This is a genomic window from Streptomyces sp. NPDC047085 (assembly GCF_040643735.1).
Lineage (GTDB): Bacteria > Actinomycetota > Actinomycetes > Streptomycetales > Streptomycetaceae > Streptomyces.
This window is the reverse complement of record NZ_JBEYUW010000019.1, coordinates 53,475-70,443: the sequence shown is the minus strand read 5'-3', so window position 1 is coordinate 70,443 and position 16,969 is coordinate 53,475. Positions and strand designations below refer to the sequence as shown.

Annotated in this window: 18 protein-coding genes and 1 pseudogene; 10 read left to right on the top strand and 9 right to left on the bottom strand. The window is 68.6% G+C overall.

Annotated elements, in window-relative coordinates; translation table 11 throughout:
* Positions 1 to 111: 111 nt before the first annotated feature.
* Genes grpE through ABZ865_RS39425 form a run of 3 tightly spaced genes read right to left on the bottom strand, consistent with a single transcriptional unit; the run spans position 112 to position 2,966 of the window.
* A complete protein-coding gene (grpE, locus tag ABZ865_RS39435) occupies positions 112 to 717 on the bottom strand; it encodes a nucleotide exchange factor GrpE (RefSeq protein WP_361241481.1) in 606 nt (201 codons plus the stop codon).
* A 2-nt stretch (positions 718 to 719) separates the two neighbouring features.
* The gene (gene dnaK / locus ABZ865_RS39430; protein WP_361241478.1) at positions 720 to 2,570 is read right to left on the bottom strand and encodes a molecular chaperone DnaK; all 1,851 of its coding nucleotides are present in this window, start codon (positions 2,568 to 2,570) and stop codon (positions 720 to 722) included.
* A 45-nt stretch (positions 2,571 to 2,615) separates the two neighbouring features.
* Positions 2,616 to 2,966 carry a J domain-containing protein gene (locus tag ABZ865_RS39425; protein ID WP_361241475.1) on the bottom strand — a complete coding sequence of 117 codons (351 nt, stop codon included), beginning with the start codon at positions 2,964 to 2,966 and terminating at the stop codon, positions 2,616 to 2,618.
* Positions 2,967 to 3,161: 195 nt separating this feature from the next.
* On the opposite strand from ABZ865_RS39425, the gene ABZ865_RS39420 reads away from it, so the two are divergent.
* From ABZ865_RS39420 to ABZ865_RS39405, 4 genes are all read left to right on the top strand, one after another.
* Positions 3,162 to 3,590, top strand: coding sequence for an Hsp20/alpha crystallin family protein (locus tag ABZ865_RS39420; RefSeq protein ID WP_361241472.1), 429 nt, complete (start codon positions 3,162 to 3,164; stop codon positions 3,588 to 3,590).
* Between the two features lie 146 nt (positions 3,591 to 3,736).
* A complete protein-coding gene (locus tag ABZ865_RS39415) occupies positions 3,737 to 4,117 on the top strand; it encodes an STAS domain-containing protein (protein WP_361241469.1) in 381 nt (126 codons plus the stop codon).
* Positions 4,114 to 4,500 (top strand): hypothetical protein, encoded by a 387-nt coding sequence (locus ABZ865_RS39410; RefSeq protein ID WP_361241466.1) that lies wholly within the window; start codon positions 4,114 to 4,116, stop codon positions 4,498 to 4,500. Before ABZ865_RS39415 ends, ABZ865_RS39410 begins: the two co-directional genes overlap by 4 nt.
* A 193-nt stretch (positions 4,501 to 4,693) precedes the next feature.
* Positions 4,694 to 6,166 (top strand): lipase maturation factor family protein, encoded by a 1,473-nt coding sequence (locus ABZ865_RS39405; RefSeq protein WP_361241463.1) that lies wholly within the window; start codon positions 4,694 to 4,696, stop codon positions 6,164 to 6,166.
* A gap of 327 nt (positions 6,167 to 6,493) precedes the next feature.
* On the opposite strand, the gene ABZ865_RS39400 is transcribed toward ABZ865_RS39405, so the two are convergent.
* The 3 genes from ABZ865_RS39400 to ABZ865_RS39390 all read right to left on the bottom strand — a co-directional run bounded on the left by ABZ865_RS39400 (position 6,494) and on the right by ABZ865_RS39390 (position 7,927).
* Positions 6,494 to 6,931, bottom strand: a complete 438-nt coding sequence (locus ABZ865_RS39400) for a DUF2267 domain-containing protein (RefSeq protein ID WP_361241461.1) — start codon at positions 6,929 to 6,931, stop codon at positions 6,494 to 6,496.
* 67 nt (positions 6,932 to 6,998) lie between these two features.
* Positions 6,999 to 7,394: a DUF2267 domain-containing protein gene (locus tag ABZ865_RS39395; RefSeq protein ID WP_361241458.1), complete on the bottom strand. Its 396-nt coding sequence runs from the start codon at positions 7,392 to 7,394 to the stop codon at positions 6,999 to 7,001.
* Between the two features lie 101 nt (positions 7,395 to 7,495).
* Positions 7,496 to 7,927 (bottom strand): Hsp20/alpha crystallin family protein, encoded by a 432-nt coding sequence (locus ABZ865_RS39390; RefSeq protein WP_361241456.1) that lies wholly within the window; start codon positions 7,925 to 7,927, stop codon positions 7,496 to 7,498.
* A 127-nt stretch (positions 7,928 to 8,054) separates the two neighbouring features.
* Between ABZ865_RS39390 and ABZ865_RS39385 the strand changes: the two genes are divergently transcribed.
* The gene (locus tag ABZ865_RS39385; RefSeq protein WP_361241453.1) at positions 8,055 to 8,687 is read left to right on the top strand and encodes a type III effector protein; all 633 of its coding nucleotides are present in this window, start codon (positions 8,055 to 8,057) and stop codon (positions 8,685 to 8,687) included.
* A 647-nt stretch (positions 8,688 to 9,334) separates the two neighbouring features.
* Entirely contained in the window at positions 9,335 to 9,505 is a 171-nt protein-coding gene (locus ABZ865_RS39380; RefSeq protein WP_361241451.1) for a hypothetical protein, read from the top strand.
* Between the two features lie 130 nt (positions 9,506 to 9,635).
* On the opposite strand, the gene ABZ865_RS39375 is transcribed toward ABZ865_RS39380, so the two are convergent.
* Entirely contained in the window at positions 9,636 to 10,205 is a 570-nt protein-coding gene (locus ABZ865_RS39375) for a DinB family protein (RefSeq protein ID WP_361241448.1), read from the bottom strand.
* A gap of 787 nt (positions 10,206 to 10,992) precedes the next feature.
* On the opposite strand from ABZ865_RS39375, the gene ABZ865_RS39370 reads away from it, so the two are divergent.
* From ABZ865_RS39370 to ABZ865_RS39360, 3 genes are all read left to right on the top strand, one after another.
* On the top strand, positions 10,993 to 11,922 hold the full coding sequence (locus ABZ865_RS39370; RefSeq protein WP_361241445.1) for an NAD(P)H-binding protein: 930 nt from the start codon (positions 10,993 to 10,995) through the stop codon (positions 11,920 to 11,922).
* Positions 11,923 to 12,305: 383 nt separating this feature from the next.
* A complete protein-coding gene (locus ABZ865_RS39365; protein WP_361241442.1) occupies positions 12,306 to 12,980 on the top strand; it encodes a hypothetical protein in 675 nt (224 codons plus the stop codon).
* Between the two features lie 254 nt (positions 12,981 to 13,234).
* Positions 13,235 to 14,347 carry an MBL fold metallo-hydrolase gene (locus ABZ865_RS39360; protein WP_361241439.1) on the top strand — a complete coding sequence of 371 codons (1,113 nt, stop codon included), beginning with the start codon at positions 13,235 to 13,237 and terminating at the stop codon, positions 14,345 to 14,347.
* 205 nt (positions 14,348 to 14,552) lie between these two features.
* Here ABZ865_RS39360 and ABZ865_RS39355 read toward each other — a convergent pair.
* Positions 14,553 to 14,927: pseudogene (locus tag ABZ865_RS39355) on the bottom strand (SDR family oxidoreductase); the annotation flags it as partial.
* Positions 14,928 to 15,891: 964 nt separating this feature from the next.
* On the opposite strand from ABZ865_RS39355, the gene ABZ865_RS39350 reads away from it, so the two are divergent.
* Positions 15,892 to 16,671, top strand: a complete 780-nt coding sequence (locus ABZ865_RS39350) for a GNAT family N-acetyltransferase (RefSeq protein WP_361241436.1) — start codon at positions 15,892 to 15,894, stop codon at positions 16,669 to 16,671.
* A 111-nt stretch (positions 16,672 to 16,782) separates the two neighbouring features.
* On the opposite strand, the gene ABZ865_RS39345 is transcribed toward ABZ865_RS39350, so the two are convergent.
* Positions 16,783 to 16,959, bottom strand: a complete 177-nt coding sequence (locus ABZ865_RS39345; protein WP_361241433.1) for a hypothetical protein — start codon at positions 16,957 to 16,959, stop codon at positions 16,783 to 16,785.
* Positions 16,960 to 16,969 lie beyond the last annotated feature (10 nt).

The following is a 16,969-nucleotide window of genomic DNA, read 5'->3' as shown; positions in this document are numbered from 1 at the left end:
GAGCGCCAAGCACCTGACGCCCCAGCCGTCCAGTCGGTGCCGGCGACACAGCCCGGCTCCGAGCTGCGAACAGACACTGAGCACGGCCACTGTCGGGCGACGGCAACCCGGTCAGATCGAGGGCCGGGGAGGAGCACGCCGGGATGATGGAGCCCACGTATTCGGTGCCGCGGGCCGGACTGGGGGGCTGGGCCGTTCGTCGTCTCGTTCCGTGTCGTCGTGGGGTGCTTCGCCATGTCCCGCGAGCCGGTTGCTCGCGGGCGGGGGCGGCCCGGTGACCTCCACGTGGGCCGGACGCAGCAGTTGGTCACCGAGCCGGTAGCCGGGTCGCAGGATCTCCGTGCAGATCAGCTCGTCGGCGTCCGGGGAGACGTGATGGACCACGGCCTCGTGGCGGGCGGGATCGAAGGGGTCGCCCTCCGTGCCGAACGTCTCCAGCCCCAGGGATCCCAGCTGGGCCCGGAGGGTGTCCGTGATGTCTTTCAGCCCCGGGGTCATGGGCTCGTGGGCGCATGTGCGGTCGACGGCGTCCAGGACGGGCAGGAGGGCGCGCAGGACGTTGGCCACGGCGATGTGGCGTATGGCCATGCGGTCGCGTCGCACCCGTTTGCGGTAGTTGTCGTACTCGGCCTTCACCCACTGCAGGTCCTCAGTGCGTTCCTGGAGCAGACGCCGCAGCTCGGTGGGGTTCGTATTCTGCGGTCGGCCGTTGTCCATCGTCAGCCCGCCTCCCCTTTCTCGTCGTCGACGATCTCGGCGTCCACCACGTCGTCGTCGGATCCCGAGGCGTCCGGAGCCTGCCCGGCCGTGGGCTGCTCGGTGCGCGACTGCTCGTACAGTGCCGTGCCGATCTTCTGGGCCGCCTCGGCCGCACGCTCCATGGCCTGCCGGATCGCGGCCGTGTCCTCGCCTTTGAGCTTCTCCTTCAGGTCGGCCAGCGCCGCCTCGGTCTCGGTCCTGGCATCGGCCGGGATCTTGTCGGGGTTGTCCTGGATGAGCTTTTCCGTCGAGTAGACGAGCTGCTCGGCCTGGTTGCGGGTCTCCGCCGCCTCCCGGCGCCGGCGGTCCTCCTCGGCGTGCTGCTCCGCCTCCCGCACCATGCGGTCGATGTCGTCCTTCGGGAGCGCCGAGCCCCCGGTGACGGTCATCTTCTGCTCCTTGCCGGTGCCCAGGTCCTTCGCCGAGACGTGCATGATGCCGTTCGCGTCGATGTCGAAGGCCACCTCGATCTGCGGCACACCGCGCGGTGCGGGTGGCAGACCGGTGAGTTCGAACATGCCGAGCTTCTTGTTGTAGGCGGCGATGTCGCGCTCGCCCTGGTAGACCTGCACGGTGACCGACGGCTGGTTGTCCTCGGCCGTGGTGAAGATCTCCGAACGCTTGGTCGGGATGGTCGTGTTGCGCTCGATCAGCTTGGTCATGATGCCGCCCTTGGTCTCGATGCCCAGGGACAGCGGGGTGACGTCGAGCAGCAGGACGTCCTTGACCTCGCCCTTGAGCACACCGGCCTGCAGGCTGGCGCCCACGGCGACGACCTCGTCCGGGTTGACGCCCTTGTGCGGGTCCTTGCCGGTCAGCTCCCTGACCAGGTCGGTCACCGCCGGCATCCGCGTCGAACCGCCGACGAGGATCACGTGGTTGATGTCGGACACCTTGATCCCGGCATCCTTGATCGCGTTGTGGAACGGCCCCTTGCACCGCTCCAGGAGGTCGGCCGTCAGCTGCTGGAACTGGGTGCGCGTGAGCTTCTCGTCCAGGTGGAGCGGGCCCTCGGCGGAGGCGGTGATGTAGGGCAGGTTGATCGTGGTCTCCGAGGAGCTGGACAGCTCGATCTTCGCCTTCTCCGCCGCCTCGCGCAGCCGCTGCACGGCCATCTTGTCCTTGGACAGGTCGACGCCGTAGCCGTTCTTGAACTGCTTGACCAGGTGGTCCACGATCCGCTGGTCCCAGTCGTCACCTCCCAGGTTCGTGTCGCCGTTGGTGGCCTTCACCTCGATGACGCCCTCTCCCATCTCGAGCAACGACACGTCGAAGGTGCCGCCGCCGAGGTCGAAGACGAGGACGGTCTGGTCGTTCTCCTTGTCCAGCCCGTAGGCCAGTGCCGCCGCCGTCGGCTCGTTGATGATCCGCAGGACGTTCAGGCCCGCGATCTCACCGGCCTCCTTCGTCGCCTGCCGCTGCGAGTCGTCGAAGTAGGCCGGCACGGTGACGACGGCGTCGGTGACGTCCTCCGCGAGATACGCCTCGGCGTCCCGCTTCAGCTTCTGCAGCACCCGGGCGGAGATCTCCTGCGCGGTGTACCGCTTGCCGTCGATGTCACCGTGATCCGGGAACCGCCACGCGTGGTCCCCCATGTGCCGCTTGACCGAGCGGGCGGTGCGCTCCACGTTGGTCACCGCCTGCCGCTTGGCGACCTCGCCCACGAGAACCTCGCCGTTCTTGGCGAAGGCCACGACCGACGGTGTGGTCCGTGCTCCTTCCGTGTTGGTGATGACGGTGGGCTCGCCGCCCTCCAGGACCGAGACCACCGAGTTCGTCGTACCGAGGTCAATACCGACCGGACGTGCCATCTGGAATCTCCCTCCTCGTCCCGGCCCTGTCTGCCAGGGCCTCGTTCAGCTGTGGGGCTCCCATCGGACCGGTCCCGCGCGCAACGGCGGTTCGGGGTCTGTGGTGCCGAGTACGACGACGAACCTGCGGGGCGGCCGGGGCGGTACCGGAGCCCGGGGGGACTCGGCCGGGCCGCGGTACGTCCGCTCATACGTCTGGTCGTAGGCCGCGCGCCGGATGGGATCACGCAGCGTCTCGTACGCCGAGCGCAGCTGCCCGAACCGTTCCGCCGTGACGGCATCCACCCGGGTGTCGGGGCGCAGCTCCCGCACCTGACGCCGGAAGGCGGAGGTGATCACCTCGACCGTGGCCGAGGGCTCCACTCCCAGCTCCGCATACAGGTCCGGCATCTCCATCCAGGCCACCTCCTCGACCGCTGTGAGCTGCGATTTCGGATCAACTTGCCTATAAGCCTGAATAAAACTTGAGTGCCCTCTTGTCAAGTCTGACTGGGCGAGGTATAGGGATTGGTGAAGGCACTCCGGGCTCCCGGAGCCCGGACCGTCGAACCGCCGACGAAACGGTTCCCACCAGGCGAAAGGAGCTGAACGATGGTGCTCATCCGCACGGACCCCTTCCGGGACCTCGACCGGCTCACCCAGCAGATGTTCGGCACCCTCGCCCGGCCGGCCGTCATGCCGATGGACGCCTACCAGAGCGGGGACGCCTTCGTCGTCCACTTCGACCTGCCCGGCGTCGACCCGGACACCGTCGATCTCAACGTGGAGCGCAACGTCCTGACCGTACGGGCGGAGCGGCCCGGCCCGGACGCCAAGGAGGCCGACCTGCTCGTCGCCGAACGGCCGCACGGCGTCTTCAGCCGCCAGCTCTTCCTCGGCGACTCGCTCGACCTGGAGAAGATCAGCGCGAGCTACGACGCCGGCGTGCTCACGCTGCACATCCCGGTGACGGAGCAGGCCAAGCCGCGCCGCATCGAGATCAGCCGGGGAGACGCAGAGGCCAAGCAGATCACGAGTTGATCGCTGCTTCGAGATGAGCGGCAGAGCAGAGAGGAGGGACGAACTGGACAGTATCCAGGACATGCGGTGGGGCCGCCGCACGTGCTGCAGCGCCGCCCGTGCGGCGGCCCACGACGGGCATCGAGCGGCGGGAAACGGAGAGGACCATGGCTCTGTTCCTGGCGTCGCACTGGGAGGACGGCTGGACCGTGATCGAGATCAACGGGGAACTCGACACCACGACCGCCCACCAGCTGCGTGACTTCGTGACAGACGTGACCGGACGGCACAAGCACCTCAACCTGATCGCGGACCTGTCCGAGCTGACGTACGCCGATGTCGACGGACTGAGAACCCTCATGTCCCTCCGCGCGCTGCTGCACGAGGACCAAGGGGAGCTGCGGCTGGTCTGTCCCGAAGGCCGGGTCTCGCGGATCCTGCGGACCAGCAAAATCACCCGCGCCATGCCCTCGTACCCCACGCTCACCGCAGCCCTCGCCCCGCCACGATCCGTCCCTGCCGACCGGACAGGAGGTGCCGTGCCGTGATCACCGAACTTGCCGTCGAACGCATCGAATTCACCTGCGGCACGTGCTGGCACCGATGGAGCGTCGACTACGACGTCCAACGCTACCGGGACGCCCTCGACGACGAATGGGAGTACTTCTACCGGGACAACACGGCGGTCCCCTCCCCCTACACCCCGGCCGGCGCCCCGCCCTGCGAACACTGCGGCCGGCGCTGGGTCGGCCGCCTCGTGGCCCGCCGCCCCATCCCCCTGCCCGGCAACGCACAAACCCCCCGCAGCCGCGTCCCCGCCGAGGGAGCCCACCGCCCCGAACGCCACACAGCGCCGCTCCTGCAGGCGACCGGTCATCCCCAGCCAGAGCCCGACGCACGAGCGGCTCGTCCGTCGGAGGAGCGACCGTGATCCACAGGGCTGTTCACAAACCGTGGATCACCTCGCAGGCAGCAGAGGTGCGAGCTGTGGACGGAACCATTCGGTCGATGCGCCTCTGGTACCGCCGAAAATTCGAGGCTCGGCCCAGCTCTGATCCGGCCGTTCACGGCCCCAGGGACATCCGCGCATCGTCGAGGATCGACGCCGTGCGGAGGAGCCGATCATGGAGTGGTTCACCAACGCCGACTACTGGTTGAGCAGATTCGTCTTCCAGCGGGGCCTCGCTGCGGTCTACGGTGTGGCCTTCGTCAGCTGCGCCCTGCAGTTCCGGGCGCTGATCGGCGAGCGGGGACTGCTGCCCATTCCGCGCTTCCTGGCGTCCGTGCCGTTCCGGAAGGCACCGAGCATCTTCCAGTGGCACTACTCGGACCGCTTCTTCGCCCTCGTCGCCTGGACCGGCGCGGCGCTGTCCGCCGCTGTCGCGGCGGGCGCGGCGGACCTGGTGCCGCTGTGGGCCGCGATGCTGATGTGGTTCACGCTGTGGGCGCTGTATTTGTCCATCGTCAACGTGGGGCAGACCTGGTACGGCTTCATGTGGGAGATGCTCCTGCTGGAGGCCGGCTTCCTCGCGATCTTCCTCGGCAACGACGAGGTCGCCCCGCCAGCCCTCGTGCTCGGGCTGCTGATCTGGCTGCTGTTCCGGCTGGAGTTCGGCGCGGGGCTGATCAAGCTGCGCGGCGACCCCTGCTGGCGCGACCTGACCTGCCTGTACTACCACCACGAGACCCAACCGATGCCGGGTCCGCTCAGCTGGTTCTTCCACCACCTGCCCCGGCCGGTGCACCGGGCGGAGGTCGTGGCCAACCACCTCGCGCAGCTGGGCGCCCCACTGGCCTTGTTCGCCCCGCAGCCGGTGGCCGGCTGGGCGGCGGCCTTCATCGTCGCCACCCAGTTGTGGCTGGTGGCGTCCGGCAACTTCGCCTGGCTGAACTGGCTGGCCATCCTGCTCGCCGTCTCCGCCATCGACAGCGTGCGCGCCGCACACCTCCTGCCCCTGCCCGAGCAGCCACCGGCCTTCGGCGCGACGCCCGCCTGGTACGTGGTCCTGGTTCTGGCCGTGACCGCCCTGGTCGCCGTCCTCAGCTACTGGCCCGTGCGCAACCTTTTCTCCCGCCACCAGCGGATGAACGCCTCCTTCAACCCATTGCACCTGGTCAACACCTACGGGGCGTTCGGCAGCGTCAGCCGCGTCCGCTACGAGGTGGTGATCGAGGGAACCGACGAGGCGGACCTCACCGATCAGACGCAGTGGAAGGAGTACGAGTTCAAGGGCAAGCCGGGCGACAAGCGGCGGCTGCCGCCGCAGGTGGCGCCGTACCACCTGCGACTCGACTGGCTGATGTGGTTCGCCGCGCTCTCGCCCGTGTACGCCACCGAATGGTTCACGACTCTCCTCGTCCGCCTCCTGGACAACGACGCCGCCACCCTGCGGCTCCTGCGCCGCAATCCCTTCCCCACCGCCCCGCCCACCTTCCTGCGCGCCCGCCTCTACGCCTATCGCTTCACCACCTGGCCAGAGCTCCGCCGGACCGGCGCCTGGTGGCACCGCACCCTGGTGCAGGACTACCTGCCGCCCGTCACATGCGCAGAGACCACCGAGCCCTGCTCAGCTGCCACCACACGGATCCATCACTAAATTCCAGGGCAGAGGAAGTGAGCAAAATTCCCTGTCGGACAGGGCCAGGCAGGGCCTGGACTGCTGGACCCTGCACCGGCTCAGGCACAGTGCGTTGACGCACGACGCGGACGGCGGCAACCTCCACCCCGATGCTGGTGGCCCGCTCCCGCCACACTTCGGTCCGCTCCCTGGAGCGGTACACGCAGCCCGGTGTGGATGCGGTCGCCCGCCACGTCGCCGGGCCCGACCCGGCCGCACGACGCAGGCCCTCACCGGCGAAGGCCTGCGTCGTCACGCCGCGGCGTCGTCCAGATCCGGAAACCGCCCGAACATGCACGTTGCCGTCTACGCGGCGGGGGTGAGTTCGGCGCGGCCGAACAGCAGCGCGTAGCCGGAGGGGAGCTGGTGCAGGATGCGGGTGATCAGGTCGGGGCCCGCGTAGGCGGCGACGGCGGAGAAGACGGATCCGGTGTCCCAGCGGGTGGTGGCCAGGGAGGCACCGGTGCGGGCGGCGAGATCCTTGACGAAGGCCCAGCCACCTAGCGGCTTGGTGTCGGGGACCTGGGCGGTGAGGACGCGTGCGGCTTCGAGGGGCAGGCGGGCGGCCAGGTCGACGCGTTCGTCGCCGGTCAGCTGGCGTCCCAGTCCCGCGAGGACGAGGAGGACGGCTTCCTCGGCCTTCTCACGGGTGGGGTAGGCGCCTTCATAGCGGACCTTCTCCAGCATCTGCTCGTACGCCCTCCCGTAGGGCTGCTGGAGCGGCGCGTGCCGGTCGGTCGTCACGGTGGTGGTTGCCTTTCTGTCGCCGGGGGTCGTGGTGACCGGTGTTCGGTCACCGGGGGGTGGGTGGTCAGGTGGGCTGGGGACGGCCGAAGAGGAGGTCGTAGCCCGCGGGGAGCTGGAGCAGGATCTGTTTGAGCAGGTCGTCGTCGGCGGCGTCGGCGACCGTGGAGAGGATGGCGCTGACGTCCCAGGCCGCGGTCTGTTCGGTAGCCCCTTCGATCCAGGCCGCGGTCGCGCGCACGAACCGCTCCGGGGACAGTGGCTCGGCGCTCTGCAGCGGGTTGAGGAGGATCAGGGCGAAGTCTTCCGGCAGACGCGCCGCCAACTGGGCGCGTACCTCGCCGACCAGGTGTGCGCCCAGCAGGGCGAGTACCACGCGGGCCGCGCGTTCGGCCTCCTGCGGGGTGTCGTACTCGCCGCGTTCCTTCACATGCTCGAGGAACGCTTCCCGTCGCATCGTCACGTCGGCCGCCGCCCTTCCTCGGTCCCCGGGGGCGCGGAGGACGGGAGAGGGGGAGATCAGATACCCGTCCTCCGCCGCTGTTCAGCCCTCGTCTGTCCGGCTCAGCCGGAGATCTCCTTGCGGCCGGATCCGACGCCGATGGCGATCTTGCGGGGCTTGGCGCGCTCGGCGATCGGAATGCGCAGGGTGAGCACGCCTGCGTCGTAGTCGGCCTGGATGTGCTCGGTGTCCAGCGTGTCGGCCAGCACGAGCTGGCGGGAGAAGACGCCCAGCGGCCGTTCCGACAGCTCCATCTGCACGTCGTCGGCCTTCGCCGCGGGCCGTCGCTCGGCCTTGACGGTCAGCATGTTGCGCTCGACGTCGATGTCGATCGCGTCCGCGCTGACACCGGGGAGGTCGAAGGCCACCACGTACTCGTCGCCCTCGCGGTAGGCGTCCATCGGCATCGGCGACGGCCGCGACCAGGTGCCCGGTCCCATCAACTGCTGTGCCAGCCGGTCGAACTCACGGAATGGGTCAGTGCGCATCAACATCGTGAAAACACCTCCAGCAGGTTTGGGGCAGTTGCTGCCAATGCGCCTCACGACACCGTTGTAACATGTCATCCAATGGATGACAATCCTGGTGTCATCCAGACGATGACCATCGAGGGAGGTGCCCATGACCCCGGCCGACGAGCCGACCTCACCCAGCACCGACGCGAACAGCCCGGCGTCGTTCCTTGCCGCCGCGACAGCCCTTCACGCCATAGACGACGCCCTGCAGTCCGCCCGGCACGAGCCCCCCGACACCCCCGAGGCCCAAGAGGTCGGCCCGGAACAGGCCCTGGCCTCTCTTCTGCTGCTGCGACAGGTACGCGAGCAGCTCGCCGGCTGGGAAACCGGCCTGATCGAAACCGCCCGCCAGGCGGGTGCCAGCTGGGCCGACCTCGCCCACCCGCTCGGCGTCGCCAGCCGCCAGGCGGCCGAACGCCGCTACCTGCGGGGCCGGCCCGGCCCCGCAGGAACCACCGGCGAGCAGCGCGTCCAGGCCACCCGCGAACGCCGCGCCGCCGAACGCGCCGCCGCCACCTGGGCCCGCCGCAACGCAGCCGACCTGCGGCGGATCGCCGGCCAGATCACCGCCCTCACCGACCTGCCCACAGCGGCGCGCAGTCCGCTCAGCCAGCTCCACGCGGCCCTTGCCGAAGATGACCCCGCCGTCCTCATCCGCCCCCTCAGCGCCACCCGCCCCCACCTGGCCACCACCCACCCCGACCTCGCTGCACAACTCGACACACTCAGACTCCCCTGAACCCGCCACCCACCATTGCCTCTCGCCCGGCACGAGCAGCGAGCCGGCGAGCGGGATCGTCTTGCCATCTCCCGTCCGGGCTGCCCATCTACCGCCTGGGGCGATGCTCTGGGCTGGAGTTGGGGATCACCGCACGCTCCGCCAGGCCGTCTGGCACCGTCGCGCCCGAGTCACGCCGACGATCAAGGAGCGGGCGGTGCCCACCAAGTGAGCGAGGAACAGCGAGGCGCTTCGGCCGCGCCTGGACGGCAGCGGGCCGGGCTGAAGACCTGGTCAGTGACTCATTTCGTCGCGCATCACCAGACGTGGGTCTCCTGGGGTCTGGCCGCGGGCTGCTCCTTCGTCACAGAAGGATGGGGCGCCCCCGCCTGTGCGGCGGGAGCCGGTGCTGTCCCAGGCTGGATCGTCTACCGCTACGGCACCGAGCGACGCCACCGGCAGGTGCAGGACGCACAGCCCACTACGTCCGCAGGGGCCGCGCCCTGTGGCGGTCGGCGCGGCACTGGCGCAGATGCTCCCAGCCATGTCTGGCCGCACCTCTGACGTAGCAGTTCCCAGTCTCAGGCAGGAGTACAACGCGTGTTCGGAGATCCACGCCGACACACTCGCGATGGGCCGCACAGCACCCCCTCGGTACCGGGGTCGTCATGGGGACGCTCTTCTTCCTCATCGAGATCGCGGCTACCGGGGACTTTGTCGGCACCTTGCCGTTCGCGGGGGCCATCGGCGGCATCTTCTGGCTCACGGCCCTGAACGAGCGACGCAGACGCAGAGCTGCCGGCAGGCAACAGCAGCTTCCTGAGGTCGACATGACATGACGGTGGTCGTGACGCTTGAACGAACGGCTCGTCGGATCTTCAGGAGGGCGCAGCTTCACTGAAGCTCGCAGCCACGGAGCGTCACGGAGTCCACGTAGGGTTCCGAACCCGATCGCCGGTCACCAAAGAGTCATATTCGGCGCGGTACGGATCCATCCTGCCAGCGGTAGAGGTCGCGCAGCAGGGAAATCTCGGCGCCGTGATGGATCAGCTCCCTGTTGACGTGCAGGACCCTGTTCTCCATGGGGAACCGCTCGGGACCCACCGTGGGCGGATTCTCCAGGTCAGCGTCCGAGAGCTCGCGGACCCCCGCGTTCCATCTCCTATACATCTCATCGAGCTGTTTCAGCGCCTCGTCAGCGGTCCCCGCGTAGGCGAATGTCTCGGAGTCGACGTCCTGGCCGCCGAAGTACCATCCGACCCGATAGCCCAGGCACGAGACGATGATGTGCGCCAGCCGCCAGGCAATCGTGGTCACCGGCGCCGGTGCCGGCACCGTGTCATGGGACGCGGAGTCCATCGTCCATTCCCCCGAACCTTCCGACATCGGTGCGGCCGACGTGCCACGTGGGCGGATGCTCCAGCAGCCGCGCACCGGCTCCCAGAAGTACTCCTCGTCGGTAAGACCGTCCAGCCGTGGCCGCAGGTTTTTGTGCCAGTACCAGTCCAGCTGCTCCGCGAGCCGCTCGCTTCTTGTCATGTCCGCACACTACATACAACGGAGACCTGGCTGCGCCCCACGCGGACGCCGTCGCCGGCTCGCCCTCTCTGCTGGACGGAGACGACGAAAGACGCAGTTGCGATGGCGGTGGCACAGATGGCAGTCACGGTATTGGCGTCCAAAGCCGCCTCTCCTCTCGTTCTGGAATGTGACCGGCTCTCAGTTAAGCCTGGCCGACGGCGGATGGACACCGGGGTCGTCGAGCAGGTGCCATGCCGCAGGACACTGACTTGAGGGCGAACACGCAACGCCGCATCACCCCCGCACAGCCGGGGCGCCACTGGGACGCCGGACTCCGTCCACAGGCGATCCGTGGTCGCGGCATGAGCTCTCGCGAGCGGCTTCTGGCCTCGCACCGAGGCAAGGTTTTGGGTGTCCCTGGCATGGAGGGCGCGGCAGGTGCTCGGCAGCCGTACGCGTCTTGGCTGAGCTGCTCGTCACCGGCTAGAGATCCTTGATGGCGTCAGCCCACCACCCTGCGGATATCTCACACAACCGGCATACCGCGGCGATCACACATCGTCAGCCCCCAACGACAACACCCCGCAAAGGTCAGTAACTGTTCGGGCGGGCGGGCCGAGCCGGGCTTTGGGTGCATGCGGATCTCTTTGCCAGCAGCCACATGCCGTCGATCGCCGTGGACGGACGCACCCGGATCTCTGCCCGCGAGGATCCGCTCGTCTCAGCAGCAGCGTCCCCTGGGGTGGTCCGTGGGCTGGACGTCACCCCGGTTGCGCCCTGGTCGTGCGGGCCGCAGGCTGCCCCCATGGACTACACCCCGGAAGCAGGCGTGCGGCCCATTCTGGTGACCGGCGCTGCGGGCAGGGTCGGGGCCGTCGGCAGGACCGTGGTCGAAGGTCTTCGGCGCCGGGGCCTCCAGGTCCGGGCTTTGGTGCGCCGCGATGACGACCGTGCTCAGGCGCTGCGCGCGACGGGCGCCGAAGTCGTGGTCGGAGATCTGACGCGTGCCCGTGATGTGGCCGACGCCCTCGACGGCTGCGGACGGGTGTATTTCGGCATGGCCGTGTCGGCACAGTATCTCCTGGCCGCCGTGACCACAGCGGCGGTCGCGCGCGCCTATGGAGGACTGGAGGCGTTCGTGAACATGTCGCAGCTGACCGTCTCCGAGATGGACGCCACCAGCACGTCCGAGTCGCATCAGCATCGGCAGCAGTGGCTGGTCGAGCAGGTTCTCGTCTGGTCAGGTCTGCCCGTGGTCCAGGTCAGGCCCACCGTCTTCATGGAGAACCCGCTCTTCCAGACCGCGTTTTCCTCGATCGCCAAGGACGGCGCCATCAGGTGGCCCTTCGGCAAGGCGAAAACCTCCCCGATCGCGGCCGGTGACGTTGCCGCGGTCGTCGAGGAGATTCTGGCCGATCCGGGCCGGCACATCGGCCGGATCTATGAGCTGACCGGCCCCCGATCACAGGACATCGCCGCTTTGGCCGCGGAGATCTCCGATGCTTTGCACCGCACAGTCGGCTACACCGACGTCCCGTTGCAGGAATGGCTCGACAACGATCTCGGAGCGCTGGGACTGCCGGACCATGTCTTCCAGCACATCTCCACCATGGCTCGCCTGCACGCGGCCGGCCGCTACGAACGCCAGGCAGACGGCATGGCAGAGGTCACCGGGCGGCCCGCTGCAGGAGTAGCCGATTTCGTCCGCAAGAACCCCGAGCTGTTCACTCGCTGAAGCCGCTTGCCGTCCGGGCCGCCGAGGTCGGCCGGGCAGCAAGGCGCCTTCGTGCTGCAGCCGTCCTACGACGCTGCCCGGCGCGATGCCCGCCTCGTTCGTCGCCCAGAGGGGTTCCGGGCACAGGCCGGGTGGTCCGCCTATGTCAGTGGCCCGCGGTCTCACCGATCTTGTCCACGCCGCCGGCGCGCGAGTGACAGAGCTGTACGGGAGCGATGCCGGGCCTCGCCACCGGCAATGTGGTGTCCCGGCCGCACCCCGCGCCCGCACCTGCTCGCCGCTGCACCACGGTGCGGCGGCGCGGGGCCGCGTGATCTGATCGGTGAGCTGCTCCACCTGTGAGCCGCCCGACGGACCACCCACCAGATCCCAAGGAACCGCGTATGAACGACCTGTCAGCCCGGACCGACCACAACAGTGCCCCGGATCCCCTGCGCAGCGTGTACCTGCGGCTGGTCGCCGAGGAATCGATACCCGAGGAAGCGCGAGGGCAGTTCAGCTACCTGCAACCACTGGCCACGGACCTCCTGGCGGGCATCGCCCTCGACACCCCTGACAACGTCCGCGTCCTCAGTGACCGCGACGTGGCCCTCGTCGAGTGGGACACCCTGACGGCCGCAGCGCGTACCAACTTGCTCAGCGAGCCGGTCAACTACGACGCCGTCGATCTTCCCGGTGGCGCGGTCCTCCACATCCTCGGCCACCCGGAGTCGGTGTTCGCGGCCAGCAAGGTGCTCGTCTTCGAAGAGGCGGTGCGGGCCACCGACGGCCCCGAGATACCGGACGAGGGTGTTCTGCTAGTCGTCCCGAACCGCCACAACCTCGCGTTCTACCCGCTCACCGACAAGCACGTGGCCGAGGCCGTCAACGCCTTGGCACAGTTCGGGCAAGGCGCCTACGAGGATGGCCCCGGACGCCTCTCCCCCCGGATGTTCTGGTGGCGCGCCGGCACCCTGACATCGATCACGCTCTTCGACCAGGAAAGTCGGACGATGAGGATCTCCCCGCCCGACGAACTCTTGACGATCATGCGTCGCCTGGCCGGCACCGCCAGCTGAGGCGCGCCTGCACACGTGGGCCCCGCATGGCGACGTGGAAGTGGTCCGCCGCGCTCTGGGCCGGGTGGTTGTGCGTCATCCAGCTACTCCAGGGCGTCCACGATCTCAGCGTGGCTCATCGATGAAGCGCGGTGCAGCACCTAGATTTGCCCCGCCCTTCCAGTCTGCGTCGGCTGCGGGTTGCAGTGGGCTGCTCTGACGGGCAGGAGGGCTGCCACACCCGTCGATTCGGACGTACACCTCTGGGAGAGGCCATGACGACAGCTCCTGGTGGGGAACCCCTTCCCCCCGTCGCTCACGACCCGGCCAGCCGTCGCAGCTTCCTGAAGTACTCGGCACTGGCAGCATCAGTACCCGCGCTGCAGTCCGTACTCGCAAACCCCGCTGCGGCCGCTGCCGCACCGGGCGCATACGCGCCCGTTCCGCCCACCGCAATCGGCCCGCAGATCCCCGCGAAGGGCTATCTGGTCCAGGAGATCGGCCAGCGGCTGTACTGGCTGACGGACGGCTTCTACCAGATCATGTTCCTGGTGACCGAACGTCACCAGGACAAGAGGCAGCGTGTCATCGTCGTGGACGCTCCCCCGACGCTGGGGGGCAACATCCTCCGCGCGATCGAGGAGGTGGCACCGGGTGCCCGTATCAGCCACCTGGTGTACTCCCACTACCACGCGGACCACATCGGCGCGGCGGACAAGCTCCGCGACGCGAGCCTCCCGAAGCTAGTGATCATCGCCCAAGAGCAGACCGCCCACCTGCTGAAGCAGGTACCCGAGTCCAGCCGGCCGCCGATGCCGAACCGCTCCGTCTCCAGCCGCTACCGTCTGGAGGTGGACGACCAGGTCCTGGAGCTCCACTACAAGGGCCCCAATCACAGCCAGGACAACCTGTTCATCTACGCGCCGCAGCAGAGGGTCCTGAACGTCGTGGACATCGTCTACCCCGGCTGGGTCCCGTTCAGGAACCTCGTCGTGTCCACCAACATCCCCGGCTGGCTTAACGCGCACAACCAGATCCTGGAGTTCGACTTCAAGACCTACATCGGCGGGCACCTGACCCGTCTGGGTACCCGGCAGGACGTCGAGATCCAGCAGGAGTACCTGCGCGACCTGGAGCACTACGGCAGGAAGGCCATCACCGAATTCGGCAACGTGGGACCCCTCTTCGCCAAGTACCCGGACAACCCCTGGGCCGTGTTCAAGGAGTACCTCGACATCCTCACCCAGACCACGGCCGACGCCGTCACCCCGGCCTGGACCGGCCGGCTCGGCGGCGCCGACGTCTTCACCTTCGACAACGCCTGGACCATGGTCGAATCCCTGCGGCTCGACCACAAAGTCCTCGGCCCCTTCGGCACCCGCCCCTGAGCCCGACTCTGCCAGGCATCGCGGCGTTCCCCGGTACGACAGCATGATCAGCGGGCATGCCCGGTGCTGGTCCGCAGGCCGAGTGCGGCTGTCGAGGTGCCCGTTGTCGCTCCGTCCTCGTTCCGGTGAGCAAGTCACGTCGTTGACCGGGCAGATCACGCCGGCGAGCAACCCGGCTGGTGCGGCGGCAATGTGGGTGAGTAGGCGCTGCCTGGGTCAGCACGACGGGTGCGATCAGGTTGGTGGCGATCTGCGGAGTGATCACCTCCGGTGTGAGGGTGCCGAGGGCACCGCTGCGCACGATGCCGGTGTTGTTGACCAGCACGTCCAATCGGCCGTGCAGTTCCCGCGCGGTGTGGATGACTCGATCGGGCTCTCCCGCGGCGGTGATGTCCGCGGTGAGCGGGGTGATCCGCTCGTGACCGGCTGCGGTCTCGTGGAGTGGTTCGGCTCGCCGGCCGACGCCGAGCACGTGGGCGCCCTCGGCAGCGAAGGCCCGGGCGGTGGCCCGGCCGATCCCAGTGCCGGCCCCGGTGATGGCAACGATTCTGCTGCTCTGCGGTGCGATGCGGGTGTCCATGCAGTGATCGTTCAACCCTGCCGCCAACGGCAAGGTCAAGCTGCGCCCGAGGCCCGCTGGTCCAACGGCTCGCCGAGTCAGGAACGTAGACCATGACTCCGCCGCGATGCTCGCTCCGGGTTGACGCATGCGACGCGACCCTCTACCGGAGACGACCGTCAGGCCGACGCCATCGGCGAAGGACTGTCTGGTATCGCTTACGTACTGCTGGAGGTCGCCGCCGCGATCCGGGAGGACACTGCGGAACGGCGGCAATAGGCCCTGCGCAGTAACCGAGACGTCCGGAAAGACCGCCCCCTTGCCGGCACCTCTGCGGCCACGGTGGAGGTGCGTCAGTCGAGGCTGTCAGTCGGGCTGTCGTCCGCGCGGCTGCCGGCTCCGAGGGTGCGCCGCGGGCCCCGGGATGATGCAGGCTGGGCTCCGAGCACTCCACGGGCTCGCAGTTCGTCAAGGTCGGGCAGCTGGACGGCAGGCAGCGCGTCGAGAAGGTCGGCCTGGGCGGCGCGGATGCTATGCGCGGAAGCCTCGGGGCCGCTGCCAAGAGTGCGGCGGACGGTCACGCCGATCATCGTACGGGCCGCTCCCGATACTGCACCCTTGTTAGAAGCCACTTTGCACTCATGCTCGTCTTGCCAGGACTCGGCTGTGCCCCGATGCACTGGCTCCTGGATGCCTCCTACGAGGTGGGGTGACAAGACCGAGGGCACGCTCAAAGACAGCGCTGGCCGCACCGGTGAAGCGTTCTCCCTCACAGACCGCGCCAGCGTCTGCCCAGCATGCGCACACCAGGGTCACGGTGATGGGGCTGTCGGGGCAACGGCTCAACGTCTCGGCCAGCGCCGCCTGTTCGCTGGCTTCGATGTTCTGCTCGTGCTCGCCCGGGTGGCCCGGCCCGAAGGTGGCCCGGTCGGCTCGCATGGAATTGGCCCGTGTGATGGGTCAATTCCTCACTACCGTGGGTGCAATGACAACGGGATCCACTTCGACCGACCAGCCCACGTCCTTGGCCGAGGCGCCGATGCGTCAGGCCCGCAACTCCGCCGCCTTTTGGATCGCGACCGGGCGAGGCCGGGGGCATGAGGTGATCCGGCGCCGCGGATTCGTCGCGGTCGACGGTGACGAGCGTGCAGGCCTGCGGATCCTGATCCAGGAGCCCCATCTCGACCCGGGCGAACTGGGCGAGTTGAGCGAGCTGGCCCGCCAGGGCAGGGGCCCGGTGAACGCCGAGGATCCGTTCAGCTCGACCGACCTGAGCCACCTGGGCATGCGCAGCTGGCAGATGCCGATCATGCTGCGCCCGCCCGGGCCCGTCGGCGAACCGGTGCTGGACGTGATCCGGGTACGGCGGTCCGAGGACCTCCAGGCAGCCGAGCGGATCGTGATCGAGGGCTTCGAGCTGGCCGGATTCGAGCCCTACCGCCCCGGCGAGCTGTTCCCGAGGGCGCTGATCGAGCAGCCGGGCGTGGACGTGTTCGTCGCCTCGCACGACGGCGTGGCCGCGGGAGCCTGCGTCAGGGTCGTGGACGACGGCGTCGGCAGCCATTACTGGGTCGGTACTTCGCCCGCATTCCGGTCGCGTGGCGTGGGTCGGGCCGTCATGCTCGGCTCCCTCGCCCACCTGGCGGATCTGCCGGTCACACTTACCGCGTCGAAGCTGGGCAGGCCGCTGTACGAGTCGCTGGGTTACACCGCCGCGACGCCCTCGACCTGGTGGGCCTCTCCTCATGTGACAGCGTCGCGGTGAAGCCCGCCGGCTCGCCAGTTCCCCGCAGGGCCCCAATCATGTGAACAGATGCGCCGGTAGGCACTGTGCTCGTGCTGGTTGCGGGCGGACGACTTCGGCGTAGATCGTCGGTCACCGGGCGACTTCGCGATTCGTCAGGACCAGCAAGGCCCGCACCAGGGTGGTCGCCCACGTCTGGTCGGTGCGGAACGTGCCGAGGACTCCCCGGTTCTTGACGTGGCGAAATCGTGCTCCACCGGTGCCCGGACGGAGGAAGTGGAGATCACGGTCGCCGGTGAGCAGATCCACTGGCCGAGGG

Coding starts and splice junctions, on each gene's coding strand:
- ABZ865_RS39390 (WP_361241456.1), bottom strand. CDS start 7,927: ATGTTGATGCGCACTGACCCATTCCGTGAGTTCGACCGGCTGGCACAG.
- ABZ865_RS39420 (WP_361241472.1), top strand. CDS start 3,162: ATGGTGCTCATCCGCACGGACCCCTTCCGGGACCTCGACCGGCTCACC.
- ABZ865_RS39385 (WP_361241453.1), top strand. CDS start 8,055: ATGACCCCGGCCGACGAGCCGACCTCACCCAGCACCGACGCGAACAGC.
- ABZ865_RS39425 (WP_361241475.1), bottom strand. CDS start 2,966: ATGGAGATGCCGGACCTGTATGCGGAGCTGGGAGTGGAGCCCTCGGCC.
- ABZ865_RS39380 (WP_361241451.1), top strand. CDS start 9,335: ATGGGGACGCTCTTCTTCCTCATCGAGATCGCGGCTACCGGGGACTTT.
- ABZ865_RS39375 (WP_361241448.1), bottom strand. CDS start 10,205: ATGACAAGAAGCGAGCGGCTCGCGGAGCAGCTGGACTGGTACTGGCAC.
- dnaK (WP_361241478.1), bottom strand. CDS start 2,570: ATGGCACGTCCGGTCGGTATTGACCTCGGTACGACGAACTCGGTGGTC.
- ABZ865_RS39405 (WP_361241463.1), top strand. CDS start 4,694: ATGGAGTGGTTCACCAACGCCGACTACTGGTTGAGCAGATTCGTCTTC.
- ABZ865_RS39365 (WP_361241442.1), top strand. CDS start 12,306: ATGAACGACCTGTCAGCCCGGACCGACCACAACAGTGCCCCGGATCCC.
- grpE (WP_361241481.1), bottom strand. CDS start 717: ATGGACAACGGCCGACCGCAGAATACGAACCCCACCGAGCTGCGGCGT.
- ABZ865_RS39360 (WP_361241439.1), top strand. CDS start 13,235: ATGACGACAGCTCCTGGTGGGGAACCCCTTCCCCCCGTCGCTCACGAC.
- ABZ865_RS39370 (WP_361241445.1), top strand. CDS start 10,993: ATGGACTACACCCCGGAAGCAGGCGTGCGGCCCATTCTGGTGACCGGC.
- ABZ865_RS39415 (WP_361241469.1), top strand. CDS start 3,737: ATGGCTCTGTTCCTGGCGTCGCACTGGGAGGACGGCTGGACCGTGATC.
- ABZ865_RS39350 (WP_361241436.1), top strand. CDS start 15,892: ATGACAACGGGATCCACTTCGACCGACCAGCCCACGTCCTTGGCCGAG.